The sequence below is a fragment of the Roseospira goensis genome (assembly GCF_014197795.1).
GTDB lineage: Bacteria > Pseudomonadota > Alphaproteobacteria > Rhodospirillales > Rhodospirillaceae > Rhodospira > Rhodospira goensis.
The window spans coordinates 32,179-51,903 of record NZ_JACIGI010000012.1 but is presented as its reverse complement, the minus strand read 5'-3'; the positions used below and the strand labels follow the sequence as shown (position 1 = coordinate 51,903).

General features: G+C 71.2%; 18 protein-coding genes and 1 tRNA gene. 6 read left to right on the top strand and 13 right to left on the bottom strand.

The window, feature by feature from the left end; genetic code table 11:
- Positions 1-250: 250 nt before the first annotated feature.
- From GGD88_RS08850 to GGD88_RS08840, 3 genes are all read left to right on the top strand, one after another.
- Positions 251-1,894, top strand: a complete 1,644-nt coding sequence (locus GGD88_RS08850; RefSeq protein WP_184434327.1) for an FAD-dependent oxidoreductase — start codon at positions 251-253, stop codon at positions 1,892-1,894.
- A 62-nt stretch (positions 1,895-1,956) separates the two neighbouring features.
- A complete protein-coding gene (locus GGD88_RS08845) occupies positions 1,957-2,178 on the top strand; it encodes a DUF2783 domain-containing protein (protein WP_184434324.1) in 222 nt (73 codons plus the stop codon).
- Positions 2,179-2,399: 221 nt separating this feature from the next.
- Positions 2,400-3,467, top strand: a complete 1,068-nt coding sequence (locus GGD88_RS08840) for a hypothetical protein (RefSeq protein WP_184434321.1) — start codon at positions 2,400-2,402, stop codon at positions 3,465-3,467.
- Positions 3,468-3,543: 76 nt separating this feature from the next.
- Here the strand turns inward: GGD88_RS08840 and GGD88_RS08835 are convergent, their stop codons facing one another.
- The 10 genes from GGD88_RS08835 to GGD88_RS08790 all read right to left on the bottom strand — a co-directional run bounded on the left by GGD88_RS08835 (position 3,544) and on the right by GGD88_RS08790 (position 10,842).
- Positions 3,544-3,843 (bottom strand): ETC complex I subunit, encoded by a 300-nt coding sequence (locus tag GGD88_RS08835; RefSeq protein ID WP_184434318.1) that lies wholly within the window; start codon positions 3,841-3,843, stop codon positions 3,544-3,546.
- Between the two features lie 57 nt (positions 3,844-3,900).
- A tRNA-Pro gene (locus tag GGD88_RS08830) sits at positions 3,901-3,977 on the bottom strand.
- Between the two features lie 100 nt (positions 3,978-4,077).
- Positions 4,078-4,428 (bottom strand): hypothetical protein, encoded by a 351-nt coding sequence (locus tag GGD88_RS08825; RefSeq protein WP_184434315.1) that lies wholly within the window; start codon positions 4,426-4,428, stop codon positions 4,078-4,080.
- Entirely contained in the window at positions 4,425-5,081 is a 657-nt protein-coding gene (locus GGD88_RS08820) for a hypothetical protein (protein ID WP_184434312.1), read from the bottom strand. Before GGD88_RS08820 ends, GGD88_RS08825 begins: the two co-directional genes overlap by 4 nt.
- Before the next feature lie 180 nt (positions 5,082-5,261).
- Positions 5,262-5,744: an NUDIX hydrolase gene (locus GGD88_RS08815; protein WP_184434309.1), complete on the bottom strand. Its 483-nt coding sequence runs from the start codon at positions 5,742-5,744 to the stop codon at positions 5,262-5,264.
- Between the two features lie 16 nt (positions 5,745-5,760).
- Complete coding sequence (locus GGD88_RS08810) at positions 5,761-7,158, bottom strand: pyruvate dehydrogenase complex dihydrolipoamide acetyltransferase (RefSeq protein WP_184434306.1); 1,398 nt, start codon at positions 7,156-7,158, stop codon at positions 5,761-5,763.
- A gap of 14 nt (positions 7,159-7,172) precedes the next feature.
- Complete coding sequence (locus tag GGD88_RS08805; RefSeq protein WP_184434303.1) at positions 7,173-8,630, bottom strand: pyruvate dehydrogenase complex E1 component subunit beta; 1,458 nt, start codon at positions 8,628-8,630, stop codon at positions 7,173-7,175.
- An 18-nt stretch (positions 8,631-8,648) separates the two neighbouring features.
- A complete protein-coding gene (pdhA, locus tag GGD88_RS08800; protein WP_184434300.1) occupies positions 8,649-9,686 on the bottom strand; it encodes a pyruvate dehydrogenase (acetyl-transferring) E1 component subunit alpha in 1,038 nt (345 codons plus the stop codon).
- 185 nt (positions 9,687-9,871) lie between these two features.
- Positions 9,872-10,225 (bottom strand): FtsB family cell division protein, encoded by a 354-nt coding sequence (locus tag GGD88_RS08795; RefSeq protein WP_221237069.1) that lies wholly within the window; start codon positions 10,223-10,225, stop codon positions 9,872-9,874.
- 68 nt (positions 10,226-10,293) lie between these two features.
- Positions 10,294-10,842 (bottom strand): DUF192 domain-containing protein, encoded by a 549-nt coding sequence (locus GGD88_RS08790; protein ID WP_184434297.1) that lies wholly within the window; start codon positions 10,840-10,842, stop codon positions 10,294-10,296.
- Between the two features lie 141 nt (positions 10,843-10,983).
- On the opposite strand from GGD88_RS08790, the gene GGD88_RS08785 reads away from it, so the two are divergent.
- The 3 genes from GGD88_RS08785 to GGD88_RS08775 all read left to right on the top strand — a co-directional run bounded on the left by GGD88_RS08785 (position 10,984) and on the right by GGD88_RS08775 (position 16,271).
- On the top strand, positions 10,984-11,412 hold the full coding sequence (locus GGD88_RS08785; RefSeq protein ID WP_184434294.1) for a gamma-glutamylcyclotransferase family protein: 429 nt from the start codon (positions 10,984-10,986) through the stop codon (positions 11,410-11,412).
- Between the two features lie 983 nt (positions 11,413-12,395).
- Positions 12,396-15,320 (top strand): AsmA family protein, encoded by a 2,925-nt coding sequence (locus GGD88_RS08780; protein ID WP_184434292.1) that lies wholly within the window; start codon positions 12,396-12,398, stop codon positions 15,318-15,320.
- A gap of 219 nt (positions 15,321-15,539) precedes the next feature.
- Positions 15,540-16,271 (top strand): ATP12 family chaperone protein, encoded by a 732-nt coding sequence (locus GGD88_RS08775; RefSeq protein ID WP_184434289.1) that lies wholly within the window; start codon positions 15,540-15,542, stop codon positions 16,269-16,271.
- 11 nt (positions 16,272-16,282) lie between these two features.
- Here GGD88_RS08775 and GGD88_RS08770 read toward each other — a convergent pair whose 3' ends face one another.
- From GGD88_RS08770 to proS, 3 genes are all read right to left on the bottom strand, one after another.
- The gene (locus GGD88_RS08770; protein WP_184434286.1) at positions 16,283-17,008 is read right to left on the bottom strand and encodes an ABC transporter ATP-binding protein; all 726 of its coding nucleotides are present in this window, start codon (positions 17,006-17,008) and stop codon (positions 16,283-16,285) included.
- Positions 17,001-18,248, bottom strand: a complete 1,248-nt coding sequence (locus GGD88_RS08765; protein WP_184434283.1) for a lipoprotein-releasing ABC transporter permease subunit — start codon at positions 18,246-18,248, stop codon at positions 17,001-17,003. The genes GGD88_RS08770 and GGD88_RS08765 overlap by 8 nt, the downstream gene beginning before the upstream one ends.
- A 156-nt stretch (positions 18,249-18,404) precedes the next feature.
- Complete coding sequence (proS, locus tag GGD88_RS08760; RefSeq protein ID WP_184434280.1) at positions 18,405-19,709, bottom strand: proline--tRNA ligase; 1,305 nt, start codon at positions 19,707-19,709, stop codon at positions 18,405-18,407.
- Between the last annotated feature and the right edge of the window lie 16 nt (positions 19,710-19,725).

Genomic DNA, 19,725 nt, shown 5'->3' with positions numbered 1-19,725 from the left:
GACCGCCCCGACAGCCGCCCTTCCGCCCGCCCTTCCGCCCACCCCGACACCCGCGCCCGCGTGCCATGCTGGACCGCGGGGCTGGACCGCGCGGACGGTCATGGTCCGGCCTTGCCGGACCGGCGGCAAAATGGTCCGGCCTTGCCGGACCGGCGGCAAAATAGTATCAGATGAAACAGTATCATTTGAAACTAATTGCCGTCGGGACCGGGGCCGCCCCGGGCACCCGCGCCGGGGAGGGCCGTCCGCCATGCTCAACACCTACCAGTTCCCCACGTTTCCCTATGTGCAGTCGGAGGAGCAGCGGACCGGACAGAGGGTGCGCAAGCCGGTGATCGTCGTCGGCGCCGGGCCGGTCGGCCTGACCGCGGCCCTGGACTGCGCCCACCATGGCCTCCCCGTCGTGGTCCTCGACGACAACGACACCGTCTCGGTCGGCTCCCGCGCCGTGTGCTATGCCAAGCGGGCGCTGGAGATCTGGGACCGCCTGGGTTGCGCCGGCCCGATGGTCGACAAGGGGGTGGTGTGGAAGATCGGCAAGGTGTTCCGGGATGAGCGCCTGGTCTATCAGTTCGACCTGCTGCCGGAGCCCGGCCACAAGAGGCCGGCCTTCATCAACCTCCAGCAATACCACCTGGAAGAGACGCTGATCGGCCGCGCCGCCGCCCTGGGCAACCGGATCGACCTGCGCTGGAAGCACCGGGTCGTCGGCATCGCCCCCGCGGCGGATCATGTGCTGCTTGAGGTCGAGACCCCGGACGGCGTGTTCCCGATCGAGGCGGACTGGGTGATCGCCTGCGACGGCGCCCGCTCCGGCCTGCGCGAGGCCCTCGGGCTGCCGTTCGAGGGCCAGGCGTTCCAGGACCGGTTCCTGATCGCGGACGTGGTCATGCAGGCCGACTTCCCGGCCGAGCGGTGGTTCTGGTTCGACCCCCCGTTCCACCGCAACCAGTCCGTCCTGCTGCACATGCAGGCCGATAACGTCTGGCGCATCGACTTCCAGCTTGGCTGGGACGCCGACCCGGAGGAGGAGAAGACGCCGGAGCGTGTGATCCCGCGGCTGAAGCGCATGCTGGGCGCGGACACGCCGTTCGATCTGGAATGGGTCTCGGTCTACCAGTTCGCCTGCCGCCAGCTCGACGACTTCCGCCATGGCCGCGTGCTGTTCGCCGGCGACGCCGCCCATCAGGTGTCGCCCTTCGGCGCCCGTGGCGCCAACAGCGGCGTGCAGGACACCGACAATCTGGTCTGGAAGCTGAAGCTGGTGCTGGACGGCCATGCCCCCGACGCCCTGCTCGACAGCTACAGCACGGAGCGGGTGGCCGCCGCCCGCGACAACCTGCGCACCTCGACCCGCTCGACCGACTTCATCACCCCCAAGACGGCCGCCTCTCGGGCGTTCCGCGACGCCACCCTGGATCTGGCCGAGCACCTGCCGTTCGCACGCACCCTGGTCAACTCCGGCCGGCTGTCGCGCCCGACCCCGTACCGGGACTCGCCGCTCAACACACCCGATGCCGACGCCGACGCGTTCGCCGATGCCATGGCGCCGGGCACCAACTGCGCCGACGCCCCGGTGACCCGCGACGGCACCGCCGGTTGGCTGCTCGACGCCCTCGGGGACCGGTTCGTCGCGTTGCACTTCCTCGGCGACGACGGCGCGGCGCCGGCCTCCGACGGGCTCGCCGACGCCGACATCCCGGTGACGACGGTCACGGTGGGACGGCGCGGCGGCGATCTGGTCGACGCGGAGGGGCTGGCCCACGCGCGTTACGACGCGGCCGCCGGGACCACCTACCTGATCCGGCCCGACCAGTACGTGGCCGCGCGCTGGCGGACCTTCGATCCGGCCCGCATCGCGGCGGCCCGCGACCGGGCGGTGGCGCGGACCTGAGCCGAGCCCCCGCCCCGGCGCCCCCCGCCTCCCCCTCGCGAATGACAGGAACACCCCTGACCATGACCCTGAACGTCCAGCCCAACCTTCCCGACCCGGACGGGTTCTACGAACGCCTGGTGGCGCTGCATCGCGGCCTCGATGCCGACCAGAGCGCGGTCGTGAACGCACGCCTCATTCTGCTGCTGGCCAACCATATCGGCGATCCCGCGGTACTTGACCGCGCCCTCGCGTTGGCGCGGGATCCGGCGACACACCGTGGGGACGCGGCGGCGGCGGGCTAACGCCGACCGGACATGCCGAACGGCCGGTTGCGGTGCCGGACCGCTGTGGCATTATGGCGCCTCGTCTCCCGGGGTCGGCCGCCGTCCCACCGAGGCGGACGGGATGACCCGTATCCGCGCGCCGCCGCGCCGGAGACGCTGCGCCCGCAGGGTCTGTCGCGGCTGGCGAAGGGACGCGGCCTCGCGGTCGCCCCCCACATCCGGATCGCAGGATCAGCGCCATGACGGAGCCGCCCTCCGCCCCGCCCGCGCCCGCAGCCGGCGCCCGCCTCCCGGACACGGTGGCGTTCGAGCATTATTTCTTCAACAAGGTGGACGACATCCACTTCCGGCTCGACCCGGCCACCAAGCAACCCCTCGCGGTCGTCCGCCTGGGGGACGAGGATATCAGCCTGCCCTTCCCCGGCATCCGGCGCGAATTCGAGATCGAACCGGACAGCCCGGACGGCGTGATGCTGGGGCTGCTGTCCAAGGGGCTGAAGTTCGTCAAGGCGCTGCGGCCCGGCGATCCGGTGCCCAAGGAGGTGCTGACGGGGGATGCCTCCTGGACCCCGAAGGAAAAGCACCGGCAGATCGCCTACCACCGACTCGCCATCCAGCTCCTGGGATGGCTGTCCGGCGACGAGCACGTCATCACCAACCCGGACGAACTGATGCAGGTGGCCGGCGATCCCACCTTCCGCCGGCAGGTCAACGACGCCTTCTCGGAGGCGGCGCGCAACCTGCACCTCGCCAGCAAGGACGAGGTCACCGGCCTGATCCAGGACCTGTCGAAGGAGTTGGCGTACATCGAGGCGCTGCGGGACGAGTTCGGCATGATCAAGCGCATGCAGCGCAAGGTCCAGATCCTGCCCCGCCTGTACGCCAACGAACACTCCCTGCTGGAGACCGGAAACTCGCTGAACCGGCTGGTCAATCTGGCCGTGGAGGACTTCAGCGGGCAGTTCGAGACCGTGGACGCCCAGACCGGCGAGGTGATGTCGGCACTGAAGAACCTGGACACCGTCAAGGCGTACGTGCGCGAACACCGCAACGAACTGCGGGTGCGGCTGGTGGCCTGGGACGACCTGCTGATGAAGTGGATGAACCACCCGATGAAACCCGGCCGCCCGACCGAGGACCTCATGGGTGAGACCTACCGGTTCCTGGCCCCGCGCTACATGCCGGTCGACGAATGGGTCATGATGACGCGCTTGCAGGATCCGGGCCGTCGCAAGCCGCCGCAGGAGCTTCTCCTGAAGAAGGAGAAGACCATCAAGTACATGTCGGGCAAGATGATCTGGTCGTGACCCGGCCCGGGCCGACGCCCGGCGCGTTCGCGCGGGTGCCGCAGGCGCGCGCTCCCGGCGTCCGCGCCAACGCGGTTCAGGTCACCTTGTTGTAGGCGAAGTTCTCGGCGTAGCTCTTCGGCCGCCAGCGCCGTTTCGCCGGCTCGTGCACCCGCACCGCCCAGCCGTTGCGCTGGGCATGGGCGATGGCCTCGCGCTTGGTCGGGAAGTACAGCCGAAGCTGATTGACGGTATCCCCGCGCCCGACCCAGCCCATGAGGGCATCGTTGCGTTGCGGCTGGTCGGGCTCGAACTCCAGGACCCACTGGCGGCTGGTGCCGCGCCCGGACTGCATCGCGGACTTGGCCGGCTGAAAGATACGGACGGTCTTGCTCATGGTCTGCCTCGATCCTGCGCGCGGCACCGGCCCGCCGTCAGGGCGGCGCGGGCCGACTGGTCGGGGCGAGAGGATTCGAACCTCCGGCATCTAGCTCCCAAAGCTAGCGCTCTACCAGGCTGAGCTACGCCCCGGCGTGGCCGTCACGGGCCTCAATGGTGGACCCCGACCTACCTAGCCTCTTGCATGCCGCTCGGCAAGCCCAAGAGGGGCCGCGACCCGCCGCCCGGTCGCTCAGAAGGGCCGCGGCGGCATCCCACGCTGAAGCCAGGTTTCGTAGTCGATGAGGATGTTGAAGCGGTCGAACGCAGCCAGCACCGCCACCAGACCCAAGGACAGGATCACGAGGCCCGCCCCCACGCGGCGCAACCGCGGCGCGCCCAGGCGGGCACCGAACAGGCCGAGGAGACCGGCACCGAGTCCGGGCAGGGCCAGCCCCAGGCCGAGGTACGGGCTGAACCCGAGATGGTTCTCGGGATAGCTCGCCAGGCGATAGCCGAACCAGGCCAGCAGCAGCAGCTCCGCCGCCGCCAGGGCGAGCACCGCCAGCCACAACAGCCCCGCCCCGAGGCGGACGGCCGTCATGGCTTGGAGACCTGCGCCAGCATGCGGCCGCCGCCCCCCAGGGGGCTGTTCTTGCCGCGCGCATAGGCCCATAGGGCAATCTTGGTGTCGCTCGTCCCCTTCTCTTCGTAGGAGGCCCACTTCTTCGAGAAATAGGCGTAGCCCGTCTGTCCCAGGGTGACGACACCCTGCCGCTTGGCGAACTGGTTCGACAGCGACCAGCCGCGCTGGCCCGACAGGCCGGAGTTGCAGCTCGCCAGCAGGAGGTAGGCCCCGTCCGCCCAGGACAGCTTGGGCAGAACGGCGATCTCGGTCTTGATCAGGGTGCCGTCCGAACCCTCGGGAATGAACTCCAGGCCATCGCCCCCACCCTCCTGCTTGGACGCGTGGGAGAACACCGCGCCGGCGGCCACCGTGGCGGCGGCGGTCTTGCACGTCTTGTCGACCTGCTCCCAGCCCTGTTTGAAGTCCTTCTCGGTCTTGAAGGCGGTCATGACCTCAACGTCGGTGCCCGCCTTGAAGCTCCGCTGAGTCTTGACCGCATCCAGCCAGGTCCGGGCCGCGTATTGAAAGGCATTGTCGGCGACCGTATAGTACAGCGCGAAGAAGACGTATTTGGTCTTGTCTTGGCGTTTCGGCGCCGTCGCGGCCGTCAGCTCGGTGATCGTGTACATGGCTGGCCCCCGTTCCCACAGAGCCCACAGAGCCCGCATCGCTCCGCCCCGGACTCTGGCGGAGGGCCATCGCACGGGGCGACACGACACGCAGGGATCAGGATAGTCCAGACCGCATCGGCACACAATGCGGAGATCGCCAGCCACAAAGACGCCTTTGGTTGAAGAGTGGCGACCCGGTCACGCCTTTTCAGGCGGCCCCTCGGCCGCCGCCGCCAGCGCCACGGCCTGTCGCGCCACGGCCTGTCGGGCGACGTCGGCGACGCCGAAGCTCAGGGCCACGGCCGCACGCTCCAGCTCCTCCGGCGTGAACCAGCGCGCCTCCAGCGCGTCGTCACCGGCAACCGGATCCCCCGCGACCCAGCGGCACAGCACCGCCACCAGGATGTAATGATGGTGCACCACCCCGGCGCCGTCGCGGTCGATGACGTCGACCGCGGTGAACACGTCGCCCGCGGCGCCGACGACACCGGTTTCCTCGTGCAACTCCCGGACCGCCGCCGCGGCGATGGTCTCGCCGTGGTCGATCTTGCCGCCCGGGAAGCCCCAGCGCCCGGCGTCCGGCGGGTTGGCACGGCGCACCAGAAGCACCCGCCCGTCGTGCACCAGGGCGGCGATGGTGGCGGGCACGGGGCGGTCGGGCGCACAGGCGGGCGCCGGCATGGGTCTTTCCCGCTCCCTACAGCAGCAGCGTCAACGGGTCCTCGACGATCGCCTTGAACGCCGCCAGGTAGTCCGCCCCCACGGCACCATCCACCGAGCGATGGTCGACCGACAGGGTGCAACTCATCATGGTCGCCACCGTCAGGGCGCCGGCCTTCACCACCGGGCGCTGTTCGCCCTGCCCCACCGCCAGGATGCAGCTCTGCGGCGGGTTGATGATGGCGGAGAACTCGCGGATGCCATACATGCCCAGGTTGGAGATGGAGAAGCCGCCGCCCTGGTACTCCTCCGGCTTGAGCTTGCCGTCCCGGGCGCGCGCCGCCAGGTCCTTCATCTCGGTGGCGATGGCGGCCAGCCCCTTGGTGTCGACGTCACGGATCACCGGCGTGATGAGCCCGCGGTCGGTGGCGACGGCCACGGAGATGTCGACCGTCTCCAGCCGCAGGATGGCCTCGTCGGTCCACACCGCGTTGGCCGCCGGCACGCGCCGCAGGGCCGCCGCCGCCGCCTTGATGAGCAGGTCGTTGACCGACAGCTTGACGCCGCCCTCGGCGGCCCGGGCGTTCAGTTGCGTGCGCAGGTCCAGCAGCGGATCCAGGGCGCAGTCGATGGTCAGGTAGAAATGCGGAATGGTCTGCTTGGCCTCCACCAGGCGGCGGCCGATGACCTTGCGCATCTGCGAGTTCGGGACCTCGGTGTAGGTCTGCCAGGGCTGGAGCTGCGCCTTGACCGCCCGGGCCGGGGCCGCCGGCGCGGCCGGCGCCGCCGGGGCCTGCGCGGCGTCCGGGGTCGCGGCGGCCGGCGCGGGTTCCTCCGCCTTGGCCGGGGCCGCCGTGCCCGCCGCCTGGGCCTCCTCCACGTCGGCGCGGACGATGCGGCCGTGCGGGCCGGTCCCCTTGACCGCGCTCAGGTCCAGGCCGGCCTCCGCCGCCAGGCGCCGGGCCAGTGGGCTGGCGAAGATGCGCGCGCCCTCGGCGTCCTTGGGCGCCGGCGGGGCCGGCTGTACCGGGCCGGAGGGCGCCGCCGCGGACCGCTCCGCAGGGCGCGGCGCGGGCGCCCCGGCGCCGGCCGGCGCGGCCCCGTTGCCGCCGCCCCCGTTCCCCGCGCCCGGGGCAGCCTCCGGGCCGCCTTCGGCCTCCTTGACCGCGGCGTCGAGGGCGCTGTCGTCCTCGTCCTCGCCCAGCAGGATCGCAATGGGCTGGTTGACCTTGACCCCGTCGGTGCCGTCGCCGACCAGGATCTTGCCCAGCCGGCCCTCGTCCACGGCCTCGAAGTCCATCGTCGCCTTGTCGGTCTCGATCTCGGCGATGACGTCCCCGGCCGCGATCGGATCGCCTTCCTTCTTCAGCCAGCGCGCCAGCGTGCCCTCCTCCATGGTGGGCGACAGGGCGGGCATCAGGATCTGTGTCGGCATGGTCCACGCCCCCCTTACGCCTGCGACCGGTAGCACACGCCGCGCACCGCCTCGACCACCTGATCGGGTTGGGGCAGTGCCAGCTTCTCCAGGTTGGCGGCATAGGGCATCGGCACGTCCTTGCCGGTCACGCGGGTGACCGGCGCGTCGAGCCAGTCGAACGCCTCTTCCATGCAGAGCTGCCCGATCTCGGCGCCGATGCCGGCGAAGGGCCAGCCCTCCTCGACCGTCACCACGCGGTTGGTCCTGCGCACCGACGCCAGGATGGTGGCGGTATCGAGCGGCCGCAGGGTGCGCAGGTTGATGACCTCGGCCTCGATGCCCTCGCCGGCCAGGGTCTCGGCCGCCTCCAGGCAGTGGCTCACCATGCGCGAGAACGCGACCAGGGTCACGTCGGTGCCGCGCCGCTCGACCTTGGCCTTGCCGATGGGCAGCACGAAGTCCTCCACGTCCGGCACATCGAAGGTCTGGCCGTAGAGGATCTCGTGCTCCAGGAACACCACCGGGTTGGGATCGCGGATGGCGGCCTTGAGCAGGCCCTTGGCGTCGGCGGCCGACCACGGCGCGATCACCTTCAGGCCCGGCACATGGGCATACCACGAGGCGTAGCACTGACTGTGCTGGGCGGCGACGCGGGCGGCCGCGCCGTTCGGCCCCCGGAACACGATCGGGCAGCCCATCTGACCGCCGGCCATGTACAGCGTCTTGGCGGCCGAGTTGATGATCTGGTCGATGGCCTGCATCGAGAAGTTAAAGGTCATGAACTCGACGATCGGCTTCAGGCGCGCGAAGGCCGCGCCCACACCCAGGCCGGCGAACCCCATCTCGGTGATCGGCGTGTCCACCACCCGCTTGTCGCCAAACTCGGCCAGCAGACCCTGGGTGATCTTATAGGCGCCCTCGTACTGGGCCACCTCCTCGCCCATGACGAACACCGCCGGGTCTGCGCGCATCTCCTCGGCCATGGCATCGCGCAGTGCCTCGCGCACGGTCTGGCGCTTGGTGGAGTCGTAGACCTCCTCGGGGGCGTCTTCGGGGGCGTCCTCGGGGGCCCCCTCGCGACTCTTGTCGGGCGCCCTCGGGGCCGGAGTGGCGGCCGAAGCGGGAGCCGCCGTCCCGGAGTCGGACGCCGCCGCCGGACCGGAGCCGTTACCGCCGCCGCCGCCGCCACCGCTGCCGGACGCGGTCTCGGCCTCCTGGACCGCGGCGTCCAGCGCGCTCTCGTCCTCGCCCTCGTCGAGCAGGATGCCGATGGGCTGGTTGACCTTCACGCCCTCGGTACCGGCGGCCACCAGGATCTTGCCCAGCGTGCCCTCGTCGACGGCCTCGAACTCCATGGTGGCCTTGTCGGTCTCGATCTCGGCGAGCACATCGCCGGCGGCCACCGTATCGCCCTCCTGCTTGAGCCAGCGGGCCAGGGTGCCCTCCTCCATCGTCGGCGACAGGGCGGGCATAAGAATCTGGGTTGTCATCGCGTCCGTCTCCCGGCCTCAGGCATCCACCAACACGTCGGTCCACAGCTCGGCGGGATCGGGCTCGGGGCTGTTCTGGGCGAACTCGGCGGCCTCGCCGATGATCCCCTTGACCTGCTTGTCGATCTCCTTGAGGTGGTCCTCGTCGAACACCCCGTCGTCGAGCAACCGCTTCTTGAGCTGGTCGATCGGATCGCTCTCCGAGCGGATCTTGGAGACCTCCTCCTTGGTGCGGTACTTGGCCGGGTCGGACATCGAATGACCGCGGTAGCGGTAGGTCTTGAGATCCAGCAGGTACGGCCCGTTGCCGGCGCGGACGTGCTCGACGGCCTCGCCGGCGCCCTCGATCACCTCCAGCACGTTCATGCCGTTGATGGCCTTGCCCGGGATGCCGTAGGACGCGCCCCTCTGCGACAGGTCGCCGGGGGCGGAGGCACGCTCCACCGACGTGCCCATGCCGTACTTGTTGTTCTCGATCACATAGACGACCGGCAGCGACCACAGCGCGGCCATGTTGAAGCTCTCGTAGACCTGGCCCTGGTTGACCGCTCCGTCGCCCAGGTAGCAGAAGCAGATGCCGCCGTCCTCGGTGTACTTGTGGGCGAACCCCAGGCCGGTCCCCAGCGGCACCTGGGCGCCGACGATGCCGTGGCCGCCGAAGAATCCCTTCTCGCGGCTGAACATGTGCATCGAGCCACCCTTGCCCTTGGAGTACCCGGTGGCACGCCCCGTCAGCTCGGCCATCACCCCCTTGGGATCCATGCCGGTCGCGAGCATGTGGCCGTGGTCGCGGTAGCTGGTGATGATGGAGTCGCCCGGCCGGGCCAGGCATTGCAGGCCGACGACCACCGCCTCCTGGCCGATGTACAAGTGACAGAAGCCGCCGATCAGACCCATGCCGTAGAGTTGGCCGGCCTTTTCCTCGAACCGACGGATCACCAGCATCGAGCGGTACAGGTGCTCGAGTTGGTCGGGCTCGAACCCCCGGGTCTGGGCGGCGTCGGCCGCCCCCTTGCCGGACCCGGACGATGCGCGCGAACGCCGTGTCGCCGCCATGCCTTGATCTCCCCTCGGACTGCGGACGGCCGGACCGACGCCGCGCGACAGGTCACCAAACCCCCGTCGCCGGGACGCCCCCGGCTGGAACGCCCCAGAGGTAACCGTTCGGCGCCGGAATTCAAGGGAAAAGGCTGCTAAGTCTTTGTGTGGCAACGCACAAAAGGCGATTAACCAGAATGCGGTTAATCGGTTGAGAACGCTCCCGGATCGCGCCCCGAGGCGGGCCGCGGCGGGACGATCACGATCTCGTCCGGCCCCACCAGGTTCAGCATGGCCCGGGCGCGCTCGTCGAGCATGTCGGGATGCAACTGATCGCGCCGCAACAGCCGCACCCGGTGCTCCAGCAGCCGGCGTTCCTCGGCCAGCGCCGCGCGCTCCTGGGTCGCGACGCGAATGTCCTGGCGCAACTGCCACCAGGCCAGCAGGCCGCGGTCGCCGTTCACCGCGTGGTAGCCGAAATAGACCAGGGCCCCCAGCCCGAGCACGGGCGGGAGGACGGGGCCGAAGCGGCGACGCAGGGCGGGAAGACTGGCCATGGCGCCAGTGAGTCAGAGGCATTGCGCCAAGTCAAGGACGACCGCCACGCGGCCGGCGGGCCGCGGGCTCACTCGGCGCCCTGCACCCGCACGGGCGGGTCCCCGAACATCGGATGGCGCACGTCGTCGCCGACCTCGATCCCGAGCAGCCGGCTGGTGCCGGCGCGCAGCTCCAGGGCAGCCCGGATCGGCCCCTCGGCGACGATGGTGGCCTCCGACAGCGGCGTGGTATCGGCGGCGATTTTCCAGATGCGCCCGTCCGCCTCCAGGAACAGGATATCGAGCGCGACATAGGTGTTCTTCATCCACATCGCGCGCGGGCCGGTGCCGCCGAAGTCGAACAGCATGCCGTGATCCGGCGCCAGCCGCCGCCGGTACATCAGGCCGCGGGCGCGCTGGGCCGGCGTGCGCGCGACCTCGACAGAGAATGTGTAACGGCGGCCGTCATGGGTCACGACGGCGACGGCGCTGCGCGCGAAGGTGACCGCCGGCGCGGCGGCGGCGGCCGGCGTTGCGGCCGGGCCGAACCGGACCACCGCGGGAGCGGCCAGCAGGCCGGCGACAAGCCGGCGCCGGGTCAGCGCGGCCGGGAAGCGGGACGGCGGAACGGCTGTCATGGAGACCTCCGGGCGTTCACGGGGCGGACGGCGGCCACTATACTGCGGCGCGGTCGCGAGACCAGACGCGACACGACCGCGGCGCCGCACGCCCCCGCGCCACCGACCTCCCACCGCCCCCCAGCCACCCCATGGAGAGCGATGCTGTACCTGGCCTATGGATCGAACCTCAGCCGTTCGCGCATGGCCGAGCGGTGCCCGCGGGCGACGCCGCTCGATCCCGTGATCCTGCCGGACTGGCGGCTGTGCTTCGAGCGGGTGGCGACCATCCAGCCGGCGCCGGGCGGGACCGTGCCCGCCGCGCTCTACCGCCTGACGCCCGCATGCGAGCGCACCCTCGACGCGGTCGAGGGGGTCGCCGAGGGACGCTACCGCCGGGCGCACCTGACGGTCGCCGACGCCAAGGGACGGTCGCGCGCGGTCCTGACCTACATCAAGGTGGACGCCCGCCGCGGACCACCGACCGAGGCCTACTATGCGCACATCGCCCGCGGCTATGCGGACTGGGGCCATGACCCGGCGGTGCTCGCCGCCGCGCTCGCGGATCCCGGCGCCGAGCGGGCGCCCTGAGCCACCACCCGCCGCCCGCGTCCAGCCATGCACCCCCCTCAGGGCTCAATTGTGAATAAAACCATAGTGTTGGCGGTGGTATCCCCGTAGTGTCAAGGCACGGTGACGGTGTGGACCACGTGTCCGCGCCCGGCACGCCCGGAGCGGTTTTGTCTGACCGGGACCCGCATTGCGGTGGTTCAGACAAAGACGCGCCGGGACGGCATGCCTCCGCAGCGGAGTTCATCGTCCGCATCGGACGTCTCCTCGTGATGTAAACCTCCCTGTTCCCCTTGCCCCCGGACGGCGTCGGCCTTCCGGGGGTCTTCTTTTTGTCCCCGCGTTGTCCACGCGGCCGACGCAACGCCAGTCATGACCCTTCCGCATACCAACTTTTCGGAAATGGAGATGGTGGCCGTCGGCGCCGGGCCCTAAGTTCCTGGCCGTGACGTTGGTCACATGCGGTTTGCCTCACCGCCCCGGCGACATCCGATGCCGTGCGGGTCGGCGAGGCGACGGAACATCGGGTGTGTCGCCCGGTGCGGGTCCTGTCTCTGACAGGTTCCCGACGTCTCCCAGACGTGAAACCTCCCTGTTCCACTTGCCCCGGAAAGCGCTCGCTTTCCGGGGTTTTTTTTGACCTCGAGCCGATTGGTCGAAATCGCAACCGCACATGCGGTCCGATTTCGAACGTGAATCGGCTCGAAATTATTGATTCTAGGCCAGATTCACGCGCCGAAATGGGACCGCGGCGCGAGTCCGTTTTGGCGCGATCTGCTCTCGGCACGCGGTCGGGCGCCGCCGCCAAGCCGCTGCGCCCAAGGACGGCCACAATTCCGTCCTGTGGTGGGGGATCGGGGACCACCACGCGGCGCCCGGCCGGGACCGTGGCGGGGCGGCCCCGGCTCCAACCACTCCAGCGGACGACCCGGGGGCGGATGACCCAGGGGCGGACGATTCAGGGGCGGACGACCCAAGGGCGGACGACATAGGGAACTGTTGCCATGCGACTGTCGACCATCCTCAAGGTGATCGGGGGCCTGCTCGTGCTGCTGATCATCGGCGTCGGCGTGTTCATCGCCACGCTCGACGTCAGCCAGTATCGCGGTCAGATCGCCGGGGCGATCGAAGACGCCACCGGTCGCCGCGTCGCCATCGACGGCGAGATGGACCTCGCCATCGGACTGTCGCCGGCCCTGGTGGTCGAGGGTGTCAGCATCGGCAACACCGACTGGGCCAGCGATCCCACCATGGTCTCGGTGCAACGCCTGGAGGCGCAGGTGGAGGTTCTGCCCCTGCTGTCCGGCCAGATCCGCGTCAACCGGTTGATCCTGGTCGAACCGGTGGTGTCGCTGGAGACCAACGCCGAGGGCACCGGCAACTGGACCTTCGGCACCCCCGACGCGGCTGCGCCCGCCGGCGAGACGGCCCCGGCCGGCGCCGACGGGGAGGCCGGCGGCGGCGCGGCCCAGCTCGAAATCCAGGAGGTGCGCCTGCGCGACGGCGCCCTGACCTATCGCGACGGCGTCAGCGGCCAGACGATGCGGGTTACCCTGGAGCGGGTCTCGCTGACCGGCGCGGGCCTGGATGCCCCCCTCGAGGTCGATATCGCCGGCGCCTACAACGACGCCGCCTTCACGCTCGCCGGCACACTGGGACCGCTGGCCGGCCTGACCGCCTCGTCCGCGGCGCCGTGGCCGCTGGACGTCACGGCCACCGCCGGCGGCGCCACCGTCACCGTCGCCGGCGACATCGCCGTCCCGGCCAAGGCCCGGGGCCTCGACCTCGCGGTCTCCGCCGAAGGCGCGCAGCTCGGGGATCTGGGGGCGCTGCTGGCGGCGCTCGGCCAGACCCAACCCGTCCCGGCCCTCGGCCCGTATCGCGTCGCGGCCCGGGTGCAGGGCGACGCCGACGCGCTGGCGCTGTCCGGGCTCGACGCCAGCCTGGGCGCGATGCCGCGACTGAAGGTGACGGCCACCGGCGCGGTGGAAAACGTCACCGCCGTCCAGGGTCTCGACCTCGCCATCAGCGCCGAGGGCGCCGAGGTGGGCGCCCTGGCCGATCTGGCCGCGCAGGTCGGACAGCCGGTGGACGTCCCGGCGCTCGGCCCCTTCGCCGTCACCGCCACCGTCACCGGATCGCCGGACGCCCTGGCCGTCTCCGGCCTCGACGCCGCCGTGGGCGAGGCCGGCCGCTTCCGCGCCACCGCCACGGGCGCCATTGCCGATGCCCTGGCGCAATCCGGCCTCGACCTGACCGTCGGTGTGGACGCACCGGACCCGGCCGTGCTGGCCGACCTCGGCGCCCCGGTGCCGGTGCCCCTGAACGCCCGCGCCAGCCTCTCCGACATCACCGGCGGCTATCGGCTCCGGGACATCCAGGCCACCGTGGGCCGCAGCACCCTGTCCGGCGCCATCGACGCCGTGCTGGACGGCCCCCGGCCGGCCGTTGCGGGCCGGATCAACGCCCCGCTGCTGGACCTGAACGAACTGGCGGGCGGCCCCGCCGGCGCGGCCCCGGCCCCGGCCGCCCCCGCGGACGGCAGCGGCGGCGGCGCCAGCGGCGGACCGATGATCCCGGACACGCCGCTGCCCCTAGACGCGCTGCGCGCCGCCGACGCCACGCTGACCCTGACCGCCGATCGCGCGGTGCTGCCCGGCGGCGCCGAGATGGCCAACGTCACCCTGGGCCTGACGCTGGCCGGCGGCGCCCTGGCCCTCGATCCGGTGCAGGCCGGCATCGCCGGCGGTCAGATCGCCGGCACCGTGGCCCTGACCCCCACCGAAGGCGGCGGCGCCCGCGCCAGCGTCGACCTCACCGGCGAGCGGGTCGCGCTCGGCACCCTGGCCCGCACCTTCGGCGGCACCGACGCCCTGGAGGGCGGCCCGACGACCCTGACGGTCTCGCTCTCGGGCCAGGGGGCGACGCCGCACCAGATCGCGGGCACGCTCACCGGCGCCGTGCTGGTGCACACCGTGGATGCCCGCATGAACAACGGCGCCGTCAACTGGGCCGGCGGCGACGTCTTCACCCAGCTCGGCGAACTCATCAACCCGTTCGGCCAGCGCGAGCCGACGACCCCGATCCAGTGCCTGGTGTTCAACATGACCGCGACCCAGGGCGTCCTGTCGAACGACCACGGCATCGCGCTGGAGACCGACAAGATGGTGGTCGGCGGCGGCGGCGCCTTCGACCTGGGCGCCGAGCGCCTGAACGTGAAGATCGCGCCCCGACCGCGGCCGGGCATCGGCCTGGAGACCGGGTTCGGCAAGATCGTCGAGCTGTTCGCCGTCACCGGACCGTTCGCCAGCCCGGCGCTGGAGCTGGACGCGCAGAAGGCGGTCGAAACCGGCCTGAAGACGGCCGCCAGTGCGGCCGGCGCGGTGGCGACCGGCGGACTGTCCCTGCTGGGCGAGAACCTGGCCGGCAGCCTGCTGGGCAGCAGCACGGACGGCGAGATGGAGCCCTGCCTGGTGGCACTGGGCCAAAAGGACCCCGGCGAGATCGGTGCCGCCCCCGCCGAGTCGGCCGCGCCCGGAACCGCCGCCCCGGCCGAGGCCGTCGAGGAGCAGATCCAGCAGCAGATCCGGGGCGTCACCGAAGGGCTGACCGAGGGGTTGCCCGAGGGCACCGGCGACCGCTTGAACGAGGCCCTGGGCGGCGCGCTGCAAGGCGTGCTGGGCGGCGGCGGCGGTGACAGCGGCGGCGCCGCCACGGCACCGGCGGCCGCGCCCCAGACGGCGCCTGAGCCCGAGCAGCCGGCGCAGCCGGAGCAACCGGCCCCGCCCACCGAGAGCCGGACCGTGGTACAGCCCGACGGCTCGCAGCAGCCGGCGCCGTCCGAGCCACAGCCGCAGCAGCCGGCCACGCCCGAGGAGGCGATCGGGGACGCCATCCGCGAAGGGCTGGGCGGCCTGCTGGGGAACTAGGGCCGATTGTTCGAAATCGGAACCGCAGATGCGGTCCGATTTCGAACGTAAATCGGCTCTATATTATTGATTTTACAGCCGATTATCGCGGCAAACCGACGTCGTGCCGCGATTCCGGTTTGTCGCAATCGGCTGTAGGCCGGCCGCACGTCTGGCCCCGGCCCCGGGCCGTATGCTAAGCGACCCCCGGCCCCCATTCTACAGTGATCCAACCGTGCCATGACCCAGACAGCCGCCCCCGCACCCGCCGCCGGCCCGCACCGGTTCTATGCCAGCGCCGCGCCCGGCCCGGTCGACGGCGGCCATGGCGTGTTCCTGGACGGACGGCCGGTGCGCACCCCATCACGGGCGGTTCTCTGCCTGCCCACGGCCGCGCTGGCGGCGGCGGTGGCGGACGAATGGCAGGCCCAGGATGACACCATCAACCCGCACGCCATGCCGCTGACCCAGCTCGCCAACACGACCCTGGAGCGGGTGGCACCGGACCGCGCCGGCCTGCGGGCGGAGTTGCTGCGCTACGTGGACGCCGATCTGCTGTGCTACCGCGCCGACAGCCCGGCGGAACTGGCGGCGCGCCAGGCGGCCCAGTGGCAGCCGCTGCTGGACTGGGCCGAATCCGCGCTGTCGGCCCGGCTGGCGGTGACCGCCGGCGTGATGCCGCTGCGCCAGACCACCGAGGCGGCGGCGGCCCTCGACGCGGCGTTCGACGCCCTGGACGACTGGGCGCTGACGGCCGCGCAGAGCGCGGCGGCGGCGTCGGGATCGCTGGTGCTGGCGCTGGCGTTGGCGCACGGCCGCGTGGACGGCGAGACCGGATTCGCCCTCTCCCGCCTCGACGAGACCTGGCAGATGGAACAGTGGGGCGCGGACCGCGAGGCCCTCAGGGCGCGCGAGGCGGTGCGCCGCGACCTGATCGCCGCCGAAACCCTGGTGCGCCTGACGCGGGGCTGAGCGGACGCCGCCTATCGCGCCACCGCTGCCACCTTCCCCTCCCGCAGGGTGACCACCCGGTCCATGCGGGCCGCGAGGTCCGGGTTGTGGGTGGCGATGAGGGCGGCCAGCCCCTCCTCCCGCACCAGCCGCAGCAGCTCCGCGAACACGCCGTCCGCCGTGTGCGGGTCCAGGTTGCCGGTGGGCTCGTCGGCCAGCAGCACCCGGGGTCCGTTCGCCAGCGCGCGGGCGATGGCGACGCGCTGCTGCTCGCCGCCGGAGAGCTGCCCCGGGCGGTGGTGTCCGCGCCGCGCCAGCCCCATGCGCTCCAGCAGCGTCCGCGCCCGGACCCGCGCGGCACCCTTGCGCACGCCCGCCACCATCTGCGGCACGACGATGTTCTCCTCGGCCGAGAACTCCGGCAGCAGGTGGTGGTACTGGTAGACGAACCCCAGATACTTGCGCCGCATCAGGGTGCGGCCGCCGTCGCCCAGGCCGGAGGCGGGCTCGCCCGCCAGCAGCACCTCGCCCGCGTCGGGCCGTTCCAGCAGGCCGGCGATCTGCAACAGCGTCGACTTGCCGGACCCGGACGGCCCCACCAGGGCCACGATCTCGCCGGCGCGAACCTCCAGGTCGGCGCCGTCCAGAACCGTCAGCGGCGGCGCGTCGGCCTGTTTGAACGCCCGCCGGATGCCGCGCAGGGTGAGCGCCTCGGTCCCGTCAGCCACGCCGTTGCCCCTGGTCGTCGCCTTACTCATAGCGCAGCGCCTCCACCGGGTCGGTGCGCGCCGCCCGCCACGACGGGTACAGGGTGGCGGCCAGGCTGAGCCCCAGCGCCATCAGCGCCACCGAGACCACCTCGGCCGGGTCCATCTCCGCCGGCATCTGCGACAGGAAGTAGATCTCGGGCGAAAACAGCTCGGTCCCGGTCAGCGTCTGGAGCGCCTGGCGGATGCTCTCGATGTTCCAGCAGAACACCACCCCCAGGACCACCCCGACCGTGGTCCCCACCACACCGACGCTGGCCCCGGCCAGGAAGAACACCCGCATGACGGCGCCGCGCGTCGCCCCCATGGTGCGCAGGATGGCGATGTCGCGGCCCTTGTCCTTCACCAGCATGATGAGGCCGGAGATGATGTTGAACGCCGCCACCAGGATGATGAGGGTGAGGATCAGGAACATCACGTTGCGCTCCACCTGGAGCGCGTTGAAGAAGGTGGCGTTGGTGTGCCTCCAGTCGCGCAGCCGCACCCCCTGGTTCAGGGGCGCGGCGGCGATGTTGCCGGTGACCGCGCGCACGGCGTCCGGGTTCTGGACCGTCACGTCCAGGTGGCTGACCTGCTCCGGCATCTGGAAGTAGACCTGGGCCGCCTCCAGCGGCAGAAACACGAAGGCCGAGTCGAACTCGAACATGCCGACCTCGTAGATCGCCGCGATCTCGTAGGTCTTGATGCGCGGCACCGAACCGAAGGCGGTCACCTTGCCCTTGGGCGAGATCAGCGTAAGGTCGTCGCCCAGGCGCAGCCCCAGCCGCTCGGCCAGTCGGGCGCCGATCATCGCCCGGTCGCGCCCGGTCAGGTCGGGCAGCGACCCTTGCACGATGCTGCCGGCCAGCATGGGGCGCTCGGCCAGGCGGTCCGCCGGCACGCCCCGCACCATGGCGCCCCGGCTCTCGCCGCCGGCGGTCACCATCACCTGACCCTCGATGGTCGGCAACACCGAGACCACGCCGTCGACGGCGCGGACCTGCCCGGCCAGGTCCCGGTAGTCGGCCAGGGTCTCCTCCGCCCCGTAGACGTAGAGGTGACCGTTGAAGCCCAGAATCCGGCCCATCAGGTCCTGTCGGAAGCCGTTCATCACCGCCATGACGATGATGAGCGTGGCCACGCCCAGCGCGATGCCGGCCAGCGAGAAGCCGGCGATCACGGAGACGAAGCCCTCCTTGCGGCGGGCGCGCAGGTAGCGGAGCGCCATCATGCGCTCGAAGGCATTGAACATCGGCGGGTCTTTCCGGGTGGCGGTGACGGGACGCGCGGCGAGGCGCGCGTCAGGCCATCACCGGAAGATGGCGGAATTCGGCCCGGCGCCGGCGCCATCCCGGGCACAGGGCGCCGCCCCCCGCGCCGGGACGAGAGTCGGCCGCGGGCACCGGCCCTACCCCACCAGCCGGGCCAGCGCGCTTTCGGTCGAGACCTCCTCGCGCGCCCCGCTGGCGCGGTCCTTCAGCTCGACCACGCCCTTGGCGAGGCCCTTAGGACCCACGATCACCTGCCACGGCAACCCGATCAGGTCCATGTCGGCGAACTTGGCCCCGGCACGCTCGTCGCGGTCGTCGTACAGCACCCGGTCCGGCCCCAGGCGCTCGTACAGCGTGGCACAGGCCGCGTCGGTGGCGGCGTCGCCGGTCTTCAGGTTGATGAGCCCGACATGGAACGGCGCCACGGACGCCGGCCAGATGATGCCGTGCTCGTCATGGCTGGCCTCGATGATGGCACCGACCAGCCGCGAGACCCCGATGCCATAGCAGCCCATGGTCACCGTGACCGGCTCGCCGTCCGGCCCGGTGACGGTGGCGCCCATGGCCTCGGAGTATTTCTTGCCGAGATGGAAGATATGGCCGACCTCGATGCCGCGCGCCCGCACCAGGGTGTCGCCGAGCGCGTCCGCCGCCGCCGCATCGCGCATCTCATCGGCGGCGGCGTACAGCCCGGTCCAGGCGTCCACGACCGGTTGCAGGTCGCCGTCGTAGTCCACGCCCTCGGGCACCGCCTTCTCCAGCAGCGCGCCGTGGCATTCCACCTCGCTCTCGCCGGTGTCGGCCAGGACGATGAACTCGTGGCTCAGGTCGCCGCCGATGGGGCCGGTCTCGGCGCGCAGCGGAATCGCCTTCAGGCCCAGGCGCGCGAAGGTGCGCAGATAGGCCACGAACATCTGGTTATAGGAGTGGCGGGCGCTGTCCAGATCCAGGTCGAAGGAGTAGGCGTCCTTCATCAGGAACTCGCGCCCGCGCATGACGCCGAAGCGCGGCCGCACCTCGTCGCGGAACTTCCACTGGATATGGTAGAGGTTCAGCGGCAGGTCCTTGTAGCTGCGCACGCAGCCGCGGAAGACGTCGGTGATGACCTCCTCGTTGGTCGGGCCGTAGAGCAGATCGCGCTCGTGCCGGTCCCGGATGCGCAGCATCTCCTTGCCGTAATCGTCGTAGCGGCCGCTTTCCCGCCACAGGTCCGCCGACTGGATGGTCGACATCAGCAGCTCCTGGGCGCCGGCGCGGTTCTGTTCCTCGCGCACGATCTGCTCGATGCGCTTGAGCACCGCGAAGCCGAGCGGCAGCCACGTGTAGATGCCGGCCGCGTGCTGGCGCATCAGGCCGGCGCGCAGCATCAGCCGGTGGGAGACGATCTGCGCCTCGGCGGGCGTTTCCTTGAGGGTGGGCAGGAAGTAGCGCGACAGACGCATGGGAGCCCTCGGTCGG